This is a genomic window from Kitasatospora sp. NPDC089797 (genome assembly GCF_040684795.1).
GTDB lineage: Bacteria > Actinomycetota > Actinomycetes > Streptomycetales > Streptomycetaceae > Kitasatospora.
Window position 1 is genome coordinate 1 of sequence record NZ_JBFBGS010000021.1, and the last position, 20,039, is coordinate 20,039.

Genomic DNA, 20,039 nt, shown 5'->3' on the forward strand with positions numbered 1-20,039 from the left:
TTCCGAACCCGGAAGCTAAGCCTCACAGCGCCGATGGTACTGCTGGGGGGACCCTGTGGGAGAGTAGGACGCCGCCGAACAATCATTCAGAAAAGGCCCCCCCGGGTTACCGGGTGGGCCTTTTCGCGTTTCCGGACCGGAGCCCTCCGGAGTCTTCCGGGGAGCGGGCGAGGAATCGAGGAAGTTCGGAAGATCCTGGCCGGCCGTGTCGAGAACCCGTGGCCTGCTCCGTCCCCGGGGTGGATGTCGCCACAATGGGTGGCACCAGCGCCGAAGGAGAAGCACCATGGCCAAGTACCTGCTGCTGAAGCACTACCGCGGGGCCCCGGAACCGATCAACTGCGCGCCGATGGACCAGTGGACGCCGGAGGAGGTCACGGCGCACATCAAGTTCATGCAGGACTTCGCGGCCCGACTGGAGCGGACCGGTGAGTTCGTCGACGCCCAGGGGCTGGCGCCCGAGGGGACGTGGGTGCGGTACGACGGCGAAGGGCGCCCGCCGGTGACGGACGGTCCGTTCGCCGAGACCAAGGACCTCATCGCCGGCTGGATGGTGATCGACGTCGACAGCTACGAGCGTGCCGTCGAACTGGCCGGGGAGCTCTCGGCGGCCCCCGGGGCCGGTGGCCGTCCGATTCACGAGTGGCTGGAGCTCCGCCCGTTCCTGGGCATGCCGGCGACCATCACCGAGTGACCTCCCCGATGGACGAGGCATTGATCCGGAGCCTCACCCCGGGCGTACTGGGTGTCCTCGTCCGCCGCGGAGCCGACTTCGCGGCGGCCGAGGACGCCATGCAGGAGGCGTTGGTGGAGGCGGTGCGGGTCTGGAGGACGGACGCGCCGCGGGACCCGAAGGGCTGGCTGGTCACCGTCGCCTGGCGGAAGTTCCTCGACGCGACCCGAGCGGACACCGCTCGTCGGCGTCGGGAGGACGCCGTCGAGCGGGAGCCGGAGCCCGGCCCCGCGCGCCCGGTGGACGACACGCTGCAGCTCTACTTCCTGTGCGCCCACCCGTTGTTGACGCCCTCCTCGGCGGTCGCGCTGACCCTGCGCGCCCTCGGCGGGCTGACCACGCGGCAGATCGCCCGGGCCTATCTGGTGCCCGAGGCGACCATGGCGCAGCGGATCAGCCGGGCCAAGCGGACGGTCTCGGCGGTCCGGCTCGACCGGCCGGGGGACGTCGCCACCGTGCTGCGGGTGCTCTACCTGGTGTTCAACGAGGGCTACTCCGGCGATGTCGACCTGGCCGCCGAGGCGATCCGGCTGACCCGGCAGCTGGCGGCGGTGATCGACCACCCCGAGGTGGCGGGACTGCTGGCGCTGATGCTGCTGCACCATGCCCGGCGGGCCGGTCGGACCGGCCCCGACGGCCGTCTGGTGCCGCTCGCCGAGCAGGACCGGGGCCGGTGGGACACCGGGTTGATCGCGGAGGGCGTCGGGATCCTCCAGGCGGCCCTGGCCCGGGACGGGTTGGGCGAGTTCCAGGCCCAGGCGGCCATCGCGGCGCTGCACGCGGACGCTCCCACCGCGGCGGAGACCGACTGGGTGCAGATCGTCGAGTGGTACGACGAGCTGGTGCGTCTGACGGACAGTCCGGTGGTCCGGCTGAACCGCGCGGTGGCGGTCGGTGAGGCGGACGGGCCGCGCGCCGGGCTGGCGGCGCTCGAAGCGGTGGACGACGCGCTGCCGAGGTACGCGGCCGTGGCGGCGTACCTCCACGAGCGGGACGGCGACCGGGCGGCGGCGGCCCGCCGGTACGCCGAGGCGGCCCACCGGGCGCCGAACCTCGCGGAGCGCGAGCACCTGACCCGCCAGGCCGCGCGGCTGAACGCCCGACCCGACGCCCGGCCCGATGCCCGATCCGCTCCCCGGCCCGGCCCGCAGGGCTGAGCCCGGGCGGGGTCAGAGCCGGCCGGCCGCCTTCAGCGCCAGGTAGGCGTCCGCCAGCGCCGGGGCGATCCGGGCGGGCGGGGCGTCGAGGACGGTGACGCCGTGCCGGGTGAGCCGGTCGGCGGTGTGGCGGCGGTCGGCCCGGGTCTGTTCGGCGGCGGCCGCGCCGTAGACGGCCTCGACGGTGCCGCGGCCGGCCGCCAGCACGTCCAGGTGCGGGTCGGCGACGGAGGCGAGGACCACCTCGTGGCGCTTGGTGAGCAGGGGCAGCACCGGGTGCAGGCCGTCCTCGACGGTGGCCGCGTCGAGGCCGGTGAGCAGGACGATCAGCGAGCGGTGCGGGGCCGTCTTGAGCGCCGTGGAGACCAGGGAGCGCATGTCGGTCTCGTGCAGCGCGGGCTCCAGCAGGGCCATCGCGTTGGTGAAGGCGGGCAGGATCTCGCTCGGCGGGCTGCCGATCACCGAGGCGCGCTTGCGGGCGTCGTGGGCGAGCAGGTCGACCCGGTCACCGGCCCGGGTGGCGAGGGCGGTGAGCAGCAGCGCGGCGTCCAGCGCGGCGTCCAGCCGGGGGGCGTCGCCGACCCGGCCGGCCGAGGTGCGGCCGGTGTCGAGGACGACGAGGATGTGCCGGTCGCGTTCGGGGCGCCAGGTGCGGACGGCGACGGTGTTGCGGCGGGCGCTGGCGCGCCAGTCGATGGAGCGGACGTCGTCGCCCGGCAGGTACTCCCGCAGCGAGTCGAACTCGGTGCCCTGGCCGCGGGTCAACACCGAGGTGCGGCCGTCGAGTTCGCGCAGTCGGGCGAGTCGGGAGGGCAGGTGCTTGCGGCTGTTGAACGGCGGCAGGGCGCGGACCGTCCAGGGGACGTGGTGGGAGCCCTGACGCCCGGCCAGGCCGAGCGGGCCGAGTGAGCGGACCGTCACCCGGTGGGCGTGGTGGTCGCCGCGGCGGCCGGGGGTGAGCACGGAGGTGACCCGGCGCCGTTCGCCGGCCGGGACGGTGAGGGTGTGCCGGGAGGCGGTCTCGGCGGTGCCGGGTCGCCAGGCGGAGGGGGCCCAGGCGTCCCGGAGCAGGGCCCGCAGCGGCCGCCCGGAGGGGTTGGTGACGGCCAGTTCGACCGAGGCGGTGTCACCGAGCCGGACGGTGGTGTCGCCGCCCCGGACGATCCGCAGGCTGCGGACGGGGGCGGCGAGCACCAGGTCGACCAGGACGGCCAGCAGGAGTCCACCGGTGACGGCCCCGATCCCGGCCCAGGAGGGCAGCAGCAGGCCCACGAAGAGTGCGCCGAGTGCGGCGATCAGGGCGGTTCGCCCGGTGAGGGCCATGCGGGTGCGCTCCTTCGGAAGCCCGGGACGGAGAGGGGCCGTGGATCAGCGGGGGGCGGGCGTCTGGGCGAGGACGGCCTGGATGACGGAGTCGGCGGTGACGCCCTCCATCTCGGCCTCGGCGCGCAGCGCGACCCGGTGCCGCAGGGTGGGCAGGGCGAGTGCCTTGACGTCGTCCGGGGTGACGTAGTCGCGTCCGGCCAGCCAGGCCCAGGCGCGCGAGGCGGCGAGCAGGGCGGTGGCACCGCGGGGGGAGACGCCGATGGACAGCGACGGGGACTGCCGGGTCGCCCGGCAGAGGTCGACGATGTACGCCAGGACCTCGGGCGAGACGGTCAGTTCGGCGATCTGCGCGCGGGCGGCGGCGAGGTGCTCCGGGCCCGCGACCGGGCGGACGCCGGCGGCGGCGAGGTCCTTCGGGTCGAAGCCGGAGGCGTGCCGGGACAGCACCTGGAACTCCTGGTCGCGGTCGGGCAGCGGCAGGATCAGCTTGAGCAGGAAGCGGTCCAGCTGGGCCTCGGGCAGCGGGTAGGTGCCCTCGTACTCGACCGGGTTCTGGGTCGCCGCGACCAGGAACGGGACGGGCAGCGCACGCGGCACGCCGTCCACCGTGACCTGCCGCTCCTCCATGGCCTCCAGCAGGGCGGCCTGGGTCTTGGGCGGGGTGCGGTTGATCTCGTCGGCGAGCAGCAGGTTGGTGAAGACCGGGCCGGGCTGGAAGGAGAACTCGGCGGTGCGGGCGTCGTAGACGAGCGAGCCGGTGACGTCGCCGGGCATCAGGTCGGGGGTGAACTGGATGCGCTTGGTCTCCAGGCTGAGTGCCGTGGACAGGGTGCGGACCAGCAGGGTCTTGGCGACGCCGGGGACGCCCTCCAGCAGCACGTGGCCGCCGCAGAGGAGGGCCACCACCAGGCCGGTGACGGCGGCGTCCTGGCCGACGACGGCCTTGCCGATCTCGGCGCGCAGGGCGGTCAGGGCCGCGCGCGGGTCGGTGACGGGCGTGGCCGGTGCGGCGCTCGGCGTGCCGGGGGTGATGCGGAGCTGGGCGGTCGCCTGTTCGGTCACGGGTTCCGTACCTGCCTTTCGAGGGCGTCGAGGTCGTCGGCGAGCCGCAGCAGCGCGGCGTCGTCGGTCGGGGGCGGGCCGTACAGCAGGGCCCGGACGTCCCCGGCGGGTCGTTCGGGGAGGCGGCCGGCGACGGCCGCGCAGAGTGCCTCCGGATCGGGCCCGTCCGCTTGGAGCGGGAGGCCGAGGGCGGGGGCGAGGCGGTGGGCGGCGGCGCGGCGCAGGGCCTCGGCGGCCCGGCCGTGGGCCTTGGCGCGCCGGTAGAGGCGGGCCCGGCCCTCGGTGGTCTCGGCGGCGCGGACCACCACGGGCAGGTTCTCGCTGACCACCGGGCCGAGCCGGCGGGCGCGCCAGAGGGCGGCCAGGACGGCGGCGACGGCGAGTTGGTAGCCGGCCCAGTGCCAGCCCTCGGGGAGGTAGTCCTCGAGGGACTTGGTGCGGGTGCCCGCGGCGACCGGTGCGGAGTAGTCGGGCAGGTGCCAGGTGAGGCGGGGCTGCGAGCCGAGCAGGCCGAGCGCGAGCGAGGCGTTGCCGTCCTGGGCGAGTTCGCCGTTCTGCAGGAAGCGGCCGCTGCCGAGCACGATCACGTCGCCGCCGCCGTCGGGCGTGCTGACCAGGGGGTAGCCGTGGCTGCGCGGGTAGCAGCCGTCGCCGCGGCTGCCGCTGGTGTAGAGCATGCCGCCCATCGAGGCGCTGCCGGCCCGGACGGCTTCGGGCAGCGCGCAGCCCGGCGCGCTGCCGTGGACGGCCGCGAACGGCACCCCGCCGGCCTCGTCGGCGGTGCGGATGCCGGGGGCGAGTGCGGTGAGGGCGGCCGGGCCGGGGGCGATCAGCACCAGCCGCTGGTGCCGGGCGGCGGCGACGGCGCGCAGCTGGGCCGGGGTGAGCAGGTCGGGTTCGGGCAGCACCAGGGTGTCGGCGCCGCTCGCGGCGGTCGCCGGGTCGGTGCTGAGGTCGGTCCGGACGCCCTGGCGTTCGAGCAGGGCGACCACCGCGTGGGCGCCGTCCGCGTCGTAGGAGCGCGGGTCGGTCGGCGGGTAGCGGTGGCCCTGGCCGAGGGTGGCGACGCCGACGGCGGCGGCCAGCAGGACGCCGAGGAACACCAGGTACCAGCGGGCCCGGCGGAGCAGGCCGCGCCCGGTGGGGGCGAGGCTGGTGGGCGCGGTGTCGGCGGCGGGTCGTTCGGCGGCGGGGGGAGCGGGGGCGGTGCTGGTCATGCCGCTCCTCCCGGGGGCGGGGCGGGGGCCGCGGCCGGGGCGGCGGTGTGGGCGAGCACCGGGCGGGTGCGTTCCAGGGTCCGGTCGAGGTCCAGCAGCAGCTGGTAGGCGGGCCGGTCGGCGGTGCGCTCGCCGTAGGCGATGTCGTCGAAGGTCCGGGCGGCCGCGGCCAGTGCGGCGGCGTGCTCGGGCAGGGCCCGGCCGGCCTCGGCGGCGGCCTCGTCGGCGGTGCGGCCGGGGCGGACGTCGAGCAGGGTGCGTTCCTCCAGGGCGCGCACCAGGGCGCGCATCTGCTCGCGGACGGCCTCGGCCCAGCGTCCGGCGGCGGCGTGTCCGGCGGCGTCCGCGCGGTGCTGGGCGGCGCTGCGCGGACCGTCGGTGCCGTACACGCCGAGGTCGGTGCGGACGGCGCGCCCGGGGGCGCCCAGGCGCCACCAGACGGCGGCGCCGATCACCAGGGCGACGATCAGGAACAGCACCAGTCCGGTGGTGCCGTCGGTGCCGTCGGCGGAGATGCTGCCCATGGCGCGGTCGATGTGGTCCCAGATCCAGTCGACGACGCGTTCCAGGAGCCCCGGGTCGTTCTTGTGGTACTCGGCGTTGAGCAGCTCGTCGCGGGCGGCGTCGCGGGCCGGGTCACGCGGAACGGTGACCGGGGCGCCGCCGGCGGCGAGGAGCCTGTCCCCCCAGATAGGCATCCGGTTCAGTGCCTCGCCGGGGTCTGCTCGGCCTGGCCGTTCCAGCCGCTGCCGTCCTGCTCGGGCAGTCCGGCGGCGCGGGCGAGCTCGATGTCCAGGGCCTCGCGGCGGATCCGCTGGTCGATGTACACCAGCACGCCGACGGCGGCGAGGAACGGGGTGGTCAGCGCGGAGGCGATGATCCCGGCGATCGCGGTCATCACCATCATGCCGATGGACTGGTGGTCGGTGTCGCCGAGCCGGTCCATGGAGCCGAAGCCGAGGACCAGGCCGATGAAGCGGAACGGGATGAGCAGGGTCGCCCCGACGATCCCGGCCAGGACCCGGCTGAGCAGGACGATGCCGAGGATCCGCCACCAGGAGCCGCGGGCCAGCCGCCGCGAGCGGGACAGCGCGGTCACCACGCCCTGCTTCTCCAGCATCAGCGCGGGGGCGGCCAGGCTGTAGCGGATCAGCAGCCAGAGGGCGACCGGGACGGTCAGCAGGCCGACCAGGAACAGCAGCGACACGGTCGCGGGCGTGTCGGCGCCGCCGGCGCTGTAGCCGAGCAGCGGGGTGAAGCCGAGCAGCACCACGCCCGCGGTCATCAGGGTGGTGAGCACGGTGAGCCCGAGCAGCTGGAGCAGCCGGGGGCGGGCGTCGCGCCAGGCGTCGCCGGCGGTGACCGGGCGGCCGAGGACGGCGCGGCTGACCACGACGGTGAGCAGGGCCACGGCGAGCGCGTCGAGCAGCAGCGTCAGCGGCATGCTGGCGAGCAGGGTGAGGAACTGGGTGGCGGCGCCGGTGCGGCCCTTGACCAGCAGCTGGGCGACGAAGGAGCCGGCCTGGTCGAGGACGGCGATGCCGAGCGAGAGGGTGAGCGCGGTGCGCCAGTGCCGGCGGACGGTGGTGACGGCGCCGTCGAGCAGTTCGCCGACGCTGAGCGGGCGCAGCGGGATGACGCCGGGCCGGGGGCTGCGGGCGGCGTCCCAGCCGTACGGGTCGCGGCCGGGCGGCTGCGGGCCGCGGTTCGGCTGTCCGTACTGGGCGCCCCAGCCGGGGGTGGGCCGAGGGGGTGCCGACGGACCGGGCACGGCGGCGGGCGCGTCGGCCGGGGGCCGGGCACCGTCGCGGGGCGGCTCGGACGAGCTGGGCGAGGCCCAGCCCGGAGTGTCGGTCATCACTGCTCCTCGGAGGGGCGTCCTGGGCGCGGTTCCGGGCGGATCTTTCGCCCGCGCGCAGCGCCCATCGTGCCATGGGGCCCGGAGACGCCCCAGGGGTATCCGGTTGCTGATCGGCAACGGGGGCCGTCGGGGGGTCGGACGGCGGGTTCCGGACTGCCCGGAGGTGCTCTGACGAGGGCTATTCGCCCGGTATGGCCGGAATTCGACGGCGCGGGAGTTGGCCGTTGTGGAGCAATGACACTGCTGTGCGGCAGGTCACAATCCGGTAATGAGAAGATGGACCCATGAAGGGACGCGTCCTCGTCGTTGATGACGACTCCGCACTGGCCGAGATGCTCGGCATCGTGCTGCGTGGTGAGGGTTTTGAGCCGTTTTTCGTCGCGGATGGGGACAGGGCGCTAGCCGCGTTCCGGGAGAGCAAGCCTGACCTGGTCCTGCTCGACCTGATGCTGCCCGGTCGGGACGGCATCGACGTGTGTCGGCAGATCCGGGCGGAGTCCGGCGTGCCGATCGTGATGCTGACCGCGAAGACGGACACGGTCGACGTGGTGGTGGGCCTGGAGTCCGGCGCCGACGACTACGTCACCAAGCCGTTCAAGCCCAAGGAGCTGGTGGCCCGGGTGCGCGCCCGGCTGCGCCGTGCCGAGGAGCCGACGCCGGAGCAGCTGACCATCGGCGACCTGGTGATCGACGTGGCCGGCCACTCGGTGAAGCGGGAGGGGCGCAGCATCCCGCTGACCCCGCTGGAGTTCGACCTGCTGGTCGCGCTGGCCCGCAAGCCCTGGCAGGTGTTCACCCGCGAGGTGCTGCTGGAGCAGGTCTGGGGCTACCGCCACGCGGCGGACACCCGCCTGGTCAACGTCCATGTGCAGCGACTGCGCTCCAAGATCGAGAAGGACCCGGAGCGCCCCGAGATCGTGGTGACCGTCCGCGGCGTCGGCTACAAGGCCGGACCCAGCTGACGTGACGGACCGGGCTGACGACACCCCGTCGGGTTCCGCGACCGACGGGGCGGGCGCCGTGCGCGGGGACGTGCTGAGTTCGACCACCCGCCGCCGCGGCCCCTCCGGGGTGTTCGGCCTGCTGAAGCGTCAACTCCGGCGCCCGGTGCGCCGGGTGACCGCGCTGTACCGCCGGTCGATCCAGCTGCGGGTGGTCGCGGTCTCGCTGCTGGCCTCCATCGCGGTGGTCCTGGTGCTGGGCGTGGTGGTGGTGGCGCAGGTGCGCAACGGCCTGCTCGGCACCAAGATCGACGCGGCCCGGGCGCAGGCCCGGATCGGCTTCCAGGTCGAGCAGAAGAAGATCGACGAGGCCCGGGACCAGAACCTGCGCGGCGCCGTCGACCCGACCGCCGGCGAGACCGGCACCTGGCTGCTGCGCCAGGTCAACGACCTGGCCGCGAGCGGGCAGACGGTCTACTCGGTGATCGCGATGGCGCCCGGCACCGGGACGGTCGTCCCGGACAGCGCGGGCTTCGCGCCGCGCTACTCCGGCGACATCCAGCCCAGCAGCATCCCGGACACCCTGCGCGCCAAGCTGTTCGCCGAGCCCGCCCAGATGTTCGACCAGCCGACCCGGATCCACCGCTCGCCCGAGAGCGGCGGCAAGAGCGAGCCGGGACTGGCCCTCGGCATGCAGTTCGTCGGCCCGGCCAACACCAGCTACCAGCTGTTCTACGTGTTCTCCTTCGGCCAGGAGACCGACACCCTCAACCTGATCACCGGCACCCTGGCGACCGCCGGCGTCTTCGTGGTGATCCTGATGGGCGGCATCGCCTGGGTCGTGGTGCGCCAGGTGGTCACCCCGGTGCGGATGGCGGCCGGCATCTCCGAGCGGCTCGCCGACGGGCACCTGGAAGAGCGGATGAAGGTGACCGGGACGGACGACATCGCCCGCCTCGGGGAGTCGTACAACCGGATGGCCAACGCCCTCCAGGCGCAGATCCGCCAATTGGAGGAGCTGTCCCGGGTGCAGCGGCGCTTCGTCTCCGACGTCTCGCACGAGCTGCGCACCCCGCTGACCACGGTCCGGATGGCCGCCGACCTGATCTACGACAGCCGCGAGGACCTGGACCCGATGGCGGCCCGCTCGGCGGAGCTGCTGCAGGGCCAGCTGGACCGCTTCGAGTCGCTGCTCGCCGACCTGCTGGAGATCAGCCGCTTCGACGCCGGTGCGGCGATCCTGGACGCCGAGCCGGTCGACCTGCGCGAGATCGTCGCCCGGGTGGTGGAGGCCGCCGACCCGCTGGCCCAAGCCAAGGGCAGCACCGTGGTGATCCGCGGCGACGGCGAGCCGGTGCTGGCGGAGGTGGACTCCCGGCGGATCGAGCGCATCCTGCGCAACCTGGTGGTCAACGCGCTGGAGCACGGCGAGGGCCGTGACGTGGTGGTCCGGCTGGGGTCGGCCGACGGCGCGGTCGCGGTCGGCGTGCGCGACTACGGCATCGGCCTCAAGCCGGGCGAGGCCTCCCGGGTGTTCCACCGTTTCTGGCGGGCGGACCCGTCCCGGGTGCGCACCACCGGCGGCACCGGTCTGGGCCTGTCGATCGCGGTCGAGGACGCCCACCTGCACGGCGGCTGGCTCCAGGCCTGGGGCGAGCCCGGCGGCGGCTCGCACTTCCGGCTGACGCTGCCGCGCACCCGCGGCGGCGAGATCAACCGGGCCCCGTTCCGGCTGGAGCCGGAGGACTCGCGCAACAACCGGGGCCTGGGCGCGTACGGCACGCCGTACCGGAGGGCGATCTCCCCGTCCGGCTCGACGGCGATGACCGCCGCCGAGGATCCGAGCGAGGCGCCGGAGGGCCCCGGCAGCGGGCTCGGCAGCGGGCTCGGCGGGGTGCTGAACATCGGCCCCGGACTGGGCCGGAACCGGCTGCCCGAGGGGCCGCGCTCGGACCCCTCGGACGTGCGGACGACGGGGGCCGGCTACGGCGTCACCGGCGCCCAGGTCATGGTGGACCCGACGCCCGGCCGGCCGTCGGTGGCACAGCGGACGGCGGAGCCGTACGCGACGGGTGGGACGGACCTGGAGGGGTCGCAGCGTGCGAAGGACGAGCAACAGGACTGAGCCGCGGCTCGTGGCGGTGGCCGGCGTGGTGCTCGGCGCCCTGGTGGCGAGCGGCTGCGCGGCCATGCCGGACTCCGGCGGCATCACCAAGGTGGAGCTGTCCCAGGGCTCGGCCGACAAGAACCTCCAGGCCAGGGTCTTCCCGGTGGCGCCCGGCAGGGGCGCCAAGCCGCGCGAGCTGCTGACCGGCTTCCTGGACGCGGTGACCGCCGACGAGGGGTACGAGACGGCGCGCAAGTACCTCACCGAGCGCGCCGCCGCGACCTGGGACCCTGACTCGGGCATCAAGGTGCTCTCCGCCACGAAGATCCCGGTCGACCAGGCGGTCGGCGACGGGGACACCAAGTTCTCCGAGACGGTGACGGGGCAGCTGCTGGCCAAGGTCGACGAGCGGCACTCGTACTCGCTGGCGGTCGGGGCGCAGCCGACCGACTCGTTCGACTTCACCTTCGTCCGGGAGAAGGACGGCGAGTGGCGGATCGACGCCCTGCCGGCCGGCGTGATCATGAACGAGACCAACTTCCGGAACAGCTTCCGGCAGGTCGAGCGCTTCTTCTACACCGCCCCCGACCCGTCCGTGCCCGGCTCCGGGAGCGGCGGCCAGGAGGTGCTGATCGCCGACCCGGTCTACCTGAGGCGTCGGGTCGACCCGCTGACCGCGGCGGCCAAGGCGCTGGTCGGCGGGCCCTCGGTCTGGATCGCGCCGGTGGCCCGGACGGCCTTCCCGGAGGGCGCCACGGTCGACAAGGTGACCGTCGACGACGGCCGGGTGGCCCACGTGCAGCTCGGCGGGGTGGACCTGGGCGATCCGTCGGCCTGCCGCCGGATGGCGATCCAGCTCTACTACACCTTCGCCGACCAGGGCCGGGGGCAGGTCGACCGGACCGAGCTGAAGGGGCGGCGCGGCTCCTGCGTCTTCGCCCGCGGCGACGGCGCGGCCGTCGGCCCCGGCGCGCTGGCCGGGCCGGTGACCCCGCAGCAGTACTACCAGCGGGCCGACAACGGCGTGCTGATGGTGACCGAGGACGGGCACAGCGGGGACCCGGTGCCCGGGGTGCTCGGCAAGCCGCACGCCAACGGGGTGCCGGCCCTGGGCACCGTCGCGGTCAGCCGGGACGGCTCGCAGGCCGCCGCGATCTCGGACGACGGGCACCAGCTCTACTCGGTGTCGTTGCAGGCCGGGGCCGTCACGATGCCCGATCCGGTGCTCAGTTCGCCGGTGAAGGCCGGGGCCAAGGACGACGGCCTCACCTCGCCCAGCTGGGACGGGCGCGGCGACCTCTGGGTGGTGGACCGCAACCCGCAGGCCCCGCGGGTGGTGATGGTGCGCGGCGGCCGGGCGTACACCGTGCCGGTCAACGACCTGTTGACCGGGCAGACGGTGCAGGCGGTGAAGCTCTCCTCGGACGGCGCCCGGATCGCGCTGATCGTCAAGTCGCCCGGGGTAAGCGGCAGTTCGCTGAAGTTCGGGCTGGTCGAGCGTGGCGGTACGCCGAGCGCGCCGACCGCGCGGATCACCGGGCTGCGCGCGGCGGCCCCTTCGCTCACCGATGTCACCTCGGTCTCCTGGGCGGACGCCGACCAGCTGCTGGTGCTCGGCAAGGAGGCCGACCGGCCCCAGCAGCTGTACTACATCAGCACCGACGGCTCGCAGAGCACGGACAGTCAGCTGCAGACCGGCAACGGCCTGCCGTCCTCGCCGCAGTCCATCTCGGCCGCGGAGTCCCGCGGGTACCTCCAGGCCCAGCCCTGGCCGGTGCTCGCGGTGGCCGGCGGCACCGTCTACCGGCTGGTCAACAACCAGTGGCGGGAGGCCCAGTTGGTGGACAAGGCCCGTTCGTACTTCTACGCGGGCTGAGGCCCCGGCGGGGGAGCGTCAGCCGGCCGGCCGCACCGAGGTGGCCGCGACGGCGGCGCCGGCCCGGGCCGGCAGCCCGGCGTCGGCCAGTGCCCGGGCCGCCTCGGCCAGGCTCGCCCCGGTGGTCACCAGGTCGTCCACCAGCACCGGTTGACGGCCGGCCAGGCCCCGGCGGGCGCGCGGCAGCACGGTGAGCGCGCCGTGCAGGTTGCGCCGCCGCTCGGCGGCGCTCAGCCCGGCCTGGTCGGCGACCGGGCGGGCGTGCCGCAGCAACGGCGCGGCCCGGACGTCCAGTCCGGCCCGGCGCAGCGACCGGGCGGCGGCCCCGGCCAGCCGCAGCGTCGGGTCGTGGCCCCGGGCGCGCACCGCCGCGCGGGCCGAGGGCATCGGCACCAGCAGCAGCGGTGCGGCCCCGGCCCGGGCTCCCAGGGCGGAGCGCACCGCCCGCCCGAGCGCCTCGCCCAGCGGTCCGGCCAGGCGCAGTGCGCCGCGCTCCTTGTGCGCGAGCAGCAACTGCCGCACCGGGTCGGCGTAGGGCGCGGCCGCGTGCGCCCAGGGCAGCGGCGTGGGGCCGGGGCAGGAGGTGGCCAGGACGTGTCGGCAGGCCGGGCAGAGCTGACCGCCCCCGGTGCCGCAGCCCGCGCAGTTCGCGGGGAGCAGGACGTCCAGCAGCCCGGCCAGTGCGTGGCCGAACGGTGTGGGTGCGGACGGCGCGCGGGAGGGGGTAGGCGGACGGGAAGGGGAGGGAGGCACGGCTGCTCCTGGCGGCGGCAGGCACGGAGAGTCAGCAAAGGATCCGCCGTATGGGGGGCGTTGTCCAGGTATTTACCCTTACTTCACCCGCCGGAGGGTAGACAGGGTGCAACAGCTTGACCGCACGCCACCGGCACCGCCCGCAGTATCGGGTCATACCCACCTTCTCGCCTGGGGAGGCGAAAACCCCGTGTGAGGTGTTCGATAAGGCTCCAAGGGGTTTCAACCGTCCCTGATGGGGAGGAAGTGGTTGAGGGCCAGTCGTTCCCGCCGCTGGCGGCGGGGGCGGGGGCCGGCAGTGGATGGGCTGGTCCAGCTGGAGCTCAGTCCGGTCCGGTAGCACCCGGATCGGCGTCAGCACGAGGGATCGGAGTTCTGCGTGGACATCGTCGTCAAGGGCCGCAAGACCGAGGTGCCCAAGAGGTTCCGCGAGCACGTGGCCGAGAAGCTGGAGAAGGTCCAGAAGTTCGACGGCAAGGTGATCAGCCTCGACGTCGAGGTGTCCAAGGAGCACAACCCGCGGCAGGCCGACCGGTCCGACCGCGTGGAGATCACTCTCCGTACCCGGGGCCCGGTCATCCGGGCCGAAGCCGCCGCCGCTGACCCGTACGCGGCGCTCGACCTGGCCTCGGCGAAGCTCGACGCCCAACTGCGCAAGTCCGCGGACCGGCGTCGGGTGCACAAGGGCGGTGCCAACGGCCGCACTCCGATCAGCGTTGCCGAGGCGACCGCGGCACTGGCCGCGCTGCCGGCCGCGACGCCGCCGGAGGGCGGGACGAACGGGGCCGTCCGCAAGACCATGATGGGATCCCTGGAAGTGGAGGGCGAAGGCCCGCTGGTGGTCCGGGAGAAGACGCACTCGGCCGCCCCCATGGCGCTGGACCAGGCGCTCTACGAGATGGAGCTGGTCGGCCACGACTTCTACCTCTTCGTGGAGAAGGACAGCGGCCTGCCGAGCGTCGTCTACCGCCGGCACGGCTACCACTACGGCGTCATCCACGTGCAGCCGGACATGGCGGCCGGCGTGGCCAGCGGCGCCGGCGGCGCGATCGGCCGGTCCGTCGACGAGGACTGACCGTCGACGAGGACCGACCGTTCCGGCAGTGATGGACGGAGGGGTGACCCCGGTGGCAGCGGCCGCCGGGGTCACCGGCGTTTCGGGGCGTTCCGCCCGTACCGGGCACCGCCGGTGGGACGGGTTCGAACGGTGCGCGGGCCCGTTGCGCGGAGGGGTCACCCGATGCGGGGGAATCGGCGCCGGAGGGTGACTGCGGCGGTGGCTGGGCGTGGAATGATTGGGCGCACGTCGACCCGCGAAGGGGGAGGAGCGGATGGGGGATCACTTCGGGCTGGGGCCCGCAGCGGGGCCGGTCACCGGGCTGCCGCCGGGGCCGGAGGAGGAGCCCGCGTACGCGCCGCGCCGGGGTGAGCCGATCCGTGTCCTGGTGGTGGACGACCACGCGTTGTTCCGCCGCGGGCTGGAGATCGTGCTGGCGGAGGAGCCGGACATCAAGGTCGTGGGTGAGGCCGGGGACGGCGCCGAGGCCGTGCTCAAGGCCGCCGACCTGCTGCCCGACATCATCCTGATGGACGTCCGGATGCCGCGCCGCAGCGGGATCGAGGCCTGCACGGCGATCAAGGACGTGGCGCCCAGCACCAAGATCATCATGCTGACGATAAGCGACGAGGAAGCCGACCTCTACGAGGCGATCAAGGCGGGGGCCACCGGCTACCTGCTCAAGGAGATCTCCACCGACGAGGTCGCCACCGCGATCCGCGCGGTCGCCGACGGGCAGTCGCAGATCAGCCCGTCGATGGCCTCCAAGCTGCTCACCGAGTTCAAGTCGATGATCCAGCGGCGCTCCGACGACCGGGACCTGGTGCCGGCGCCCCGGCTCACCGACCGGGAGCTGGAGGTGCTGAAGCTGGTGGCGACCGGGATGAACAACCGGGAGATCGCCAAGGAGCTGTTCATCAGCGAGAACACCGTGAAGAACCACGTCCGCAACATCCTGGAGAAACTCCAACTGCATTCCAGGATGGAGGCGGTGGTGTACGCGATGCGGGAGAAGATCCTCGAAATAGGGTGACCCGGCGGCCCGCCGCCGCTATTCCCCGAGGAGCTTCTCCAGGGTCGGGCGCAGCCGTTCGTCGTGCAGCGCCTCGACCCGCACCGCGTCGCAGCCGACCCACCCGGCCGCCTCGCGCAGGGCGGCGGCGAGCGCCTCCAGGTGCCGGGCGGAGCCGTCCCGGCCGTCGGTCAGCGAGACCTGCCGGGCGACCAGGGTGCGGCCCTCCCGGGCCGGGTCGACCCGGCCGACCAGCCGGCCGCCGGCCAGCAGCGGCATCGCGAAGTAGCCGTGCACCCGCTTGTGCTTGGGCGTGTAGGCCTCCAGCCGGTGCGACATGCCGAAGATCCGCTCGGTGCGGGCGCGGTCCCAGATCAGCGAGTCGAACGGTGAGAGCAGCGTGGTCCGGTGGCGTCCGCGCGGGGCGGCGGCCAGGGCGGCCGGATCGGCCCAGGCGGCGGCCCGGGCACCGTCCGGGCCCCAGCCCGCGACCTCGACCGGGACCAGCCCGCTGTCCGCGAGCACCGGGTCCAACTGCTCGGCGCGCAGCCGGTGGTAGTCCAGCAGGTCGGCCCGGGTGGCCACGCCCAGCGCGGCGCCGGCCTGGGCCACCAGGGTGCGCAGGCACTCCTCGTCGGACCGGTCCTGGCCGAACAGGGCGTCGGGGACGGCCTGTTCGGCCAGCGCGTAGACCCGCTTCCAGCTCCGGCGCTCGGTGCAGACCACGTCGCCGAAGGCCAGTGCCCGCTCCACCGCGATCTTGGTGTCGGACCAGTCCCACCACTCGGCCGTCCGCTTGGCGCCGCCCAGTTCGGTGGAGGTCAACGGCCCCTCGGCGCGCAGCTTGTCGAGCACCGCCCGGTACGTCCCGGGCTCGACCCGGTGGCTCCAGACCCGGCCGCGGTCGCGGTAGGCGCGGCGCCGGAAGGCGAACAGCGGCCACTCCTCGACCGGCAGGACGCAGGCGGCGTGCGACCAGTACTCGAAGCCGGTGCCGGAACCCCAGTAGGCCGCCTCGACCGCCGGACGGCCGACCGCGCCGAGCCGGGCGTACGGCACCAGCTCGTGCGAGCGGGCCAGCACCGAGATGGTGTCCAGCTGGACGGCGCCCAGGTGTCGCAGCACCCCGCGCACCCCGGCCCGGCGGTCGGGCGCGCCCAGCAGGCCCTGGGCGCGCAGCGCGATCCGGCGGGCGTCGTCGGCGCCCAGGACGGTGACGGGGGTGTGGCCGGCGGCGGAGGTCATGCCGGCGAGCGTAGCCGGGGGCACCGACAGCGGGGCTCCGGGCCGGGGCCCGGTCGGGCCCGTGCGGACGGGCCGCGCCGAGCCGGCGTCCGGGGCCGGGGTCCGGGCCCGGCGTCCGGGCTCAGGCCAGGTCGGCGGGGAGCAGCGAGCCGACCCAGGCGTCGCGGAAGACGCCGCGCTGGTCGGCGTACGACCGCAGGGTGCCCTCGTGGCGGAAGCCGACCCGCTCGGCGACGGCCCGCGAGCCCTCGTTGCCGACGTAGGCGAGCCACTGGAGGCGGCGCAGGCCGAGGTCGGTGAGCGCCCAGCGGGCGACCGCGCGGGCGGCCTCGACGGTGTAGCCGCGGCCGCGCCGCTCCGGCGCCGTCCACCAGCCGACCTCGCCGGCGCCCGGGTCCCCCAGCCTGCGGATGACCGCCTGGGTGCCGACCAGGAGCCCGGTCTCCCGTTCGACCACGCACCAGATGAACCGGGCGCCCCCGGCCAGCCCCTCGGGGGCCAGGGTGCGGACGAAGAACTCGGCGTCCTCGCGGCGGTAGGGGGCGGGGACGACCGTCCAGCGCTGGATCTCCGCGTCCTGGCAGGCGGCGAGGACCGGGTCGATGTCCGATTCCTGCGGTGCGCGCAGCACCAGCCGCCCGGTGGTGAGGGTGACGAGTTCGTTCCGGGGTTCTTCCACGGGCGGATTATTTCCTCGCGGGAGGAGGGCGGGCATCGGAATTCCGGGCCAACTCCAGGGCCGGTCGACCGTTTTGTCCCGGTGGGCGGTGCTATCGGGCCATGTGCACGTGCGGGTGACACGGGAATACCGTGCTGACGCACCTCCCGGCGCATTGGACTCCTCGCATACGATGGCCCGTGCGGTGGGGTGGACCCCCCGTGCAGTCGTCCAGTGCCAATACAGGCAAGGAGCCCGCTCAAGTGTCCGTCTTCGACAAGATCCTGCGCGCCGGCGAAGGCAAGATCCTTCGCAAGCTGCAGCGGATTGCTGCCCAGGTCAACTCCATCGAAGAGGACTTCGTCAACCTCACCGACGCCGAGCTGCGCGCGCTGACCGACGAGTACAAGCAGCGGCTCGCGGACGGCGAGACGCTGGACGACATCCTCCCCGAGGCGTTCGCCACCGTCCGCGAGGCCGCCAAGCGCGTGCTCGGCCAGCGGCACTACGACGTCCAGATCATGGGCGGGGCGGCCCTGCACCACGGTTACGTCGCCGAGATGCGCACCGGTGAGGGCAAGACCCTCGTCGGCACCCTGCCCACGTACCTGAACGCGCTGACCGGCAAGGGCGTCCACCTGATCACGGTCAACGACTACCTCGCCGAGCGCGACTCGGAGTGGATGGGCCGGGTGCACCGCTTCCTCGGCCTCGAAGTCGGCGTGATCCTGGCCAACATGACGCCCGTCGAGCGCAAGCGCCAGTACGCGATGGACATCACGTACGGCACGAACAACGAGTTCGGCTTCGACTACCTGCGCGACAACATGGCCTGGTCGCAGGAGGAACTCGTCCAGCGCGGCCACAACTTCGCGGTGGTCGACGAGGTCGACTCGATCCTCATCGACGAGGCCCGCACCCCGCTGATCATCTCCGGCCCGGCGGACCAGGCGACCAAGTGGTACGCCGACTTCGCCAAGCTGGTGCTGCGTCTGAAGATCGACCGCGACTACGAGGTCGACGAGAAGAAGCGCACCGTCGGCGTCCTGGAGGAGGGTGTCACCCGGGTCGAGGACTACCTCGGCATCGACAACCTCTACGAGTCGGTGAACACCCCGCTCGTCGGCTTCCTGAACAACGCCATCAAGGCGAAGGAGCTGTACAAGAAGGACAAGGACTACGTCGTCATGAACGGCGAAGTCATGATCGTCGACGAGCACACCGGCCGCATCCTGGCCGGGCGCCGCTACAACGAGGGCATGCACCAGGCGATCGAGGCGAAGGAGGGGGTGGAGGTCCAGAACGAGAACCAGACGCTGGCCACCATCACCCTGCAGAACTTCTTCCGTCTGTACGACAAGCTTTCCGGCATGACCGGTACCGGCACCACCGAGGCCGCCGAGTTCCACCAGATCTACAAGCTCGGCGTGGTGCCGATCCCGACCAACAAGACGCCGCTGCGCATCGACCAGCCCGACCTGATCTACAAGTCGGAGCCGGCCAAGTTCGCCGCCGTGGTCGAGGACATCGCCGAGAAGCACGAGAAGGGCCAGCCGGTGCTGGTCGGCACCGTGTCGGTCGAGAAGTCCGAGTACCTGTCGCAGGAGCTGCGCAAGCGCGGCATCCCGCACGAGGTGCTGAACGCCAAGCACCACGAGCGCGAGGCGCAGATCGTCGCGCAGGCCGGCCGCAAGGGCGCCGTCACCGTCGCCACCAACATGGCCGGCCGTGGCACCGACATCATGCTCGGCGGCAACCCGGACCACCTGGCGGCGGCCGAGCTGGCCCAGCGCGGGCTCTCCGCGGGCGACAACCCGGAGGAGTACGAGGCCGAGTTCCCGGCCGCGCTGGAGAAGGCCAAGGCCTCCGTCAAGGCGGAGCAGGACGAGGTCAAGGAGGCCGGCGGCCTCTACGTCCTCGGCACCGAGCGGCACGAGTCCCGCCGGATCGACAACCAGCTGCGCGGCCGCTCCGGCCGCCAGGGCGACCCGGGCGAGTCCCGCTTCTACCTGTCGCTGGGCGACGACCTGATGCGCCTGTTCAAGGCCGGCATGGTCGAGCGCGTGCTCTCGATGGCGAACGTGCCCGAGGACGTGCCGATCGAGTCCAAGATGGTCACCCGCGCGATCGCCTCCGCGCAGACCCAGGTCGAGCAGCAGAACTTCGAGATCCGCAAGAACGTCCTGAAGTACGACGAGGTGCTCAACCGCCAGCGCGAGGTCATCTACGGCGAGCGCCGCCGGGTCCTGGAGGGCGAGGACCTCCAGGAGCAGGTCACCCACTTCATGGACGACACCGTCGAGGCCTACGTCAAGGCGGCCACCGGCGAGGGCTTCGAGGACGACTGGGACCTCGACAAGCTCTGGACGGCGTTCAAGCAGCTCTACCCGATCACCCTGGACCTGGCGGACCTGGAGGAGGAGGTCGGCGGCCCGGCCGGCCTGACCCCCGAGTTCCTGATCAAGGTCGTCCAGGAGGACGTCCAGGCACAGTACGGCGCCCGCGAGGACCAGCTCGGCGAGGAGATCCTGCGCGAGCTGGAGCGCCGGGTGGTGCTGTCGGTGCTGGACCGCCGCTGGCGCGAGCACCTCTACGAGATGGACTACCTCCAGGAGGGCATCGGCCTGCGCGCCATGGCGCAGCGCGACCCGCTGGTCGAGTACCAGCGCGAGGGCTTCGACATGTTCACCGCGATGATGGAGGGCATCAAGGAGGAGTCCGTCGCCTACCTGTTCAACCTGGAGGTCCAGGTCGAGCAGCAGGTCGAGGAGGTTCCGGTCGAGGACGCCGAGGTGCTGCTCGACAAGCTGGAGAAGGACGCCGCCCGTCCGGAGATCAAGGCCAAGGGCCTGGAGGCCCCGAAGCCGCAGCGGCTGCACTACACGGCCCCCTCGGAGGAGGTCGGCGGCGGTGTGGTCGAGGGCGACTTCGAGGACGCCGTGCCGGACGAGGACGGCGACGGGCTGACCCGGGCCGAGCGCCGCAAGGCCGCCAAGTCCGCGAAGGGCCGCCGCCGCAAGGGCTGAGCCGGCCG

16 protein-coding genes and 1 rRNA gene are annotated in these 20,039 nt (G+C 73.6%); 9 read left to right on the forward strand and 8 right to left on the reverse strand.

Annotated elements, in window-relative coordinates; genetic code table 11:
- The 3 genes from rrf to AB0O91_RS18410 all read left to right on the forward strand — a co-directional run.
- Nucleotides 1-80: ribosomal RNA gene (gene rrf, locus AB0O91_RS18400) — 5S ribosomal RNA — on the forward strand; the annotation flags it as partial.
- 206 nt (nucleotides 81-286) lie between these two features.
- Entirely contained in the window at nucleotides 287-694 is a 408-nt protein-coding gene (locus AB0O91_RS18405) for a YciI family protein (RefSeq protein ID WP_363433940.1), read from the forward strand.
- 8 nt (nucleotides 695-702) lie between these two features.
- Nucleotides 703-1,890, forward strand: a complete 1,188-nt coding sequence (locus tag AB0O91_RS18410) for a DUF6596 domain-containing protein (protein WP_363434267.1) — start codon at nucleotides 703-705, stop codon at nucleotides 1,888-1,890.
- 12 nt (nucleotides 1,891-1,902) lie between these two features.
- Here the strand turns inward: AB0O91_RS18410 and AB0O91_RS18415 are convergent, their stop codons facing one another.
- From AB0O91_RS18415 to AB0O91_RS18435, 5 genes are read right to left on the reverse strand one after another with little or no spacing between them, the layout of a single operon-like run.
- Entirely contained in the window at nucleotides 1,903-3,213 is a 1,311-nt protein-coding gene (locus AB0O91_RS18415; RefSeq protein ID WP_363433943.1) for a DUF58 domain-containing protein, read from the reverse strand.
- A gap of 45 nt (nucleotides 3,214-3,258) precedes the next feature.
- Nucleotides 3,259-4,248 carry a MoxR family ATPase gene (locus tag AB0O91_RS18420; RefSeq protein WP_363434270.1) on the reverse strand — a complete coding sequence of 330 codons (990 nt, stop codon included), beginning with the start codon at nucleotides 4,246-4,248 and terminating at the stop codon, nucleotides 3,259-3,261.
- A 26-nt stretch (nucleotides 4,249-4,274) separates the two neighbouring features.
- On the reverse strand, nucleotides 4,275-5,495 hold the full coding sequence (locus AB0O91_RS18425) for a DUF4350 domain-containing protein (protein ID WP_363433946.1): 1,221 nt from the start codon (nucleotides 5,493-5,495) through the stop codon (nucleotides 4,275-4,277).
- Entirely contained in the window at nucleotides 5,492-6,193 is a 702-nt protein-coding gene (locus AB0O91_RS18430) for a DUF4129 domain-containing protein (RefSeq protein ID WP_363433949.1), read from the reverse strand. The genes AB0O91_RS18425 and AB0O91_RS18430 overlap by 4 nt, the downstream gene beginning before the upstream one ends.
- A gap of 5 nt (nucleotides 6,194-6,198) precedes the next feature.
- The gene (locus AB0O91_RS18435; RefSeq protein ID WP_363433952.1) at nucleotides 6,199-7,353 is read right to left on the reverse strand and encodes a hypothetical protein; all 1,155 of its coding nucleotides are present in this window, start codon (nucleotides 7,351-7,353) and stop codon (nucleotides 6,199-6,201) included.
- A 287-nt stretch (nucleotides 7,354-7,640) separates the two neighbouring features.
- On the opposite strand from AB0O91_RS18435, the gene mtrA reads away from it, so the two are divergent.
- The 3 genes from mtrA (at nucleotide 7,641) to AB0O91_RS18450 (ending at nucleotide 12,280) form a co-directional block, all read left to right on the forward strand.
- Nucleotides 7,641-8,318 (forward strand): MtrAB system response regulator MtrA, encoded by a 678-nt coding sequence (gene mtrA / locus AB0O91_RS18440; RefSeq protein WP_363433955.1) that lies wholly within the window; start codon nucleotides 7,641-7,643, stop codon nucleotides 8,316-8,318.
- 109 nt (nucleotides 8,319-8,427) lie between these two features.
- The gene (gene mtrB / locus AB0O91_RS18445; RefSeq protein WP_363434273.1) at nucleotides 8,428-10,422 is read left to right on the forward strand and encodes an MtrAB system histidine kinase MtrB; all 1,995 of its coding nucleotides are present in this window, start codon (nucleotides 8,428-8,430) and stop codon (nucleotides 10,420-10,422) included.
- Nucleotides 10,397-12,280: an LpqB family beta-propeller domain-containing protein gene (locus AB0O91_RS18450; protein WP_363433957.1), complete on the forward strand. Its 1,884-nt coding sequence runs from the start codon at nucleotides 10,397-10,399 to the stop codon at nucleotides 12,278-12,280. Before mtrB ends, AB0O91_RS18450 begins: the two co-directional genes overlap by 26 nt.
- An 18-nt stretch (nucleotides 12,281-12,298) precedes the next feature.
- Here AB0O91_RS18450 and AB0O91_RS18455 read toward each other — a convergent pair whose 3' ends face one another.
- Nucleotides 12,299-13,033: a ComF family protein gene (locus tag AB0O91_RS18455; RefSeq protein ID WP_363433960.1), complete on the reverse strand. Its 735-nt coding sequence runs from the start codon at nucleotides 13,031-13,033 to the stop codon at nucleotides 12,299-12,301.
- Nucleotides 13,034-13,412: 379 nt separating this feature from the next.
- Here AB0O91_RS18455 and raiA point away from each other — a divergent pair, with 379 nt between their 5' ends.
- Both raiA and AB0O91_RS18465 read left to right on the forward strand, forming a co-directional pair.
- A complete protein-coding gene (gene raiA, locus AB0O91_RS18460) occupies nucleotides 13,413-14,108 on the forward strand; it encodes a ribosome-associated translation inhibitor RaiA (protein ID WP_363433963.1) in 696 nt (231 codons plus the stop codon).
- Nucleotides 14,109-14,364: 256 nt separating this feature from the next.
- Complete coding sequence (locus AB0O91_RS18465; RefSeq protein ID WP_363433966.1) at nucleotides 14,365-15,123, forward strand: response regulator transcription factor; 759 nt, start codon at nucleotides 14,365-14,367, stop codon at nucleotides 15,121-15,123.
- Between the two features lie 18 nt (nucleotides 15,124-15,141).
- Here the strand turns inward: AB0O91_RS18465 and AB0O91_RS18470 are convergent, their stop codons facing one another.
- Nucleotides 15,142-16,347 carry a crosslink repair DNA glycosylase YcaQ family protein gene (locus AB0O91_RS18470; protein WP_363433969.1) on the reverse strand — a complete coding sequence of 402 codons (1,206 nt, stop codon included), beginning with the start codon at nucleotides 16,345-16,347 and terminating at the stop codon, nucleotides 15,142-15,144.
- A 121-nt stretch (nucleotides 16,348-16,468) separates the two neighbouring features.
- Nucleotides 16,469-17,026 (reverse strand): GNAT family N-acetyltransferase, encoded by a 558-nt coding sequence (locus AB0O91_RS18475; protein WP_363433971.1) that lies wholly within the window; start codon nucleotides 17,024-17,026, stop codon nucleotides 16,469-16,471.
- Nucleotides 17,027-17,268: 242 nt separating this feature from the next.
- Here AB0O91_RS18475 and secA point away from each other — a divergent pair, with 242 nt between their 5' ends.
- Nucleotides 17,269-20,031, forward strand: coding sequence for a preprotein translocase subunit SecA (gene secA / locus AB0O91_RS18480; RefSeq protein WP_363433974.1), 2,763 nt, complete (start codon nucleotides 17,269-17,271; stop codon nucleotides 20,029-20,031).
- Nucleotides 20,032-20,039: the final 8 nt, after the last annotated feature.

Bases quoted from the DNA above. Each gene is read 5' to 3' on its own strand.
- AB0O91_RS18405 (WP_363433940.1), top strand. From the start codon at position 287: ATGGCCAAGTACCTGCTGCTGAAGCACTACCGCGGGGCCCCGGAACCG.
- AB0O91_RS18410 (WP_363434267.1), top strand. From the start codon at position 703: ATGGACGAGGCATTGATCCGGAGCCTCACCCCGGGCGTACTGGGTGTC.
- AB0O91_RS18415 (WP_363433943.1), bottom strand. From the start codon at position 3,213: ATGGCCCTCACCGGGCGAACCGCCCTGATCGCCGCACTCGGCGCACTC.
- AB0O91_RS18425 (WP_363433946.1), bottom strand. From the start codon at position 5,495: ATGACCAGCACCGCCCCCGCTCCCCCCGCCGCCGAACGACCCGCCGCC.
- AB0O91_RS18430 (WP_363433949.1), bottom strand. From the start codon at position 6,193: ATGCCTATCTGGGGGGACAGGCTCCTCGCCGCCGGCGGCGCCCCGGTC.
- AB0O91_RS18435 (WP_363433952.1), bottom strand. From the start codon at position 7,353: ATGACCGACACTCCGGGCTGGGCCTCGCCCAGCTCGTCCGAGCCGCCC.
- mtrA (WP_363433955.1), top strand. From the start codon at position 7,641: ATGAAGGGACGCGTCCTCGTCGTTGATGACGACTCCGCACTGGCCGAG.
- AB0O91_RS18465 (WP_363433966.1), top strand. From the start codon at position 14,365: ATGGGGGATCACTTCGGGCTGGGGCCCGCAGCGGGGCCGGTCACCGGG.
- AB0O91_RS18470 (WP_363433969.1), bottom strand. From the start codon at position 16,347: ATGACCTCCGCCGCCGGCCACACCCCCGTCACCGTCCTGGGCGCCGAC.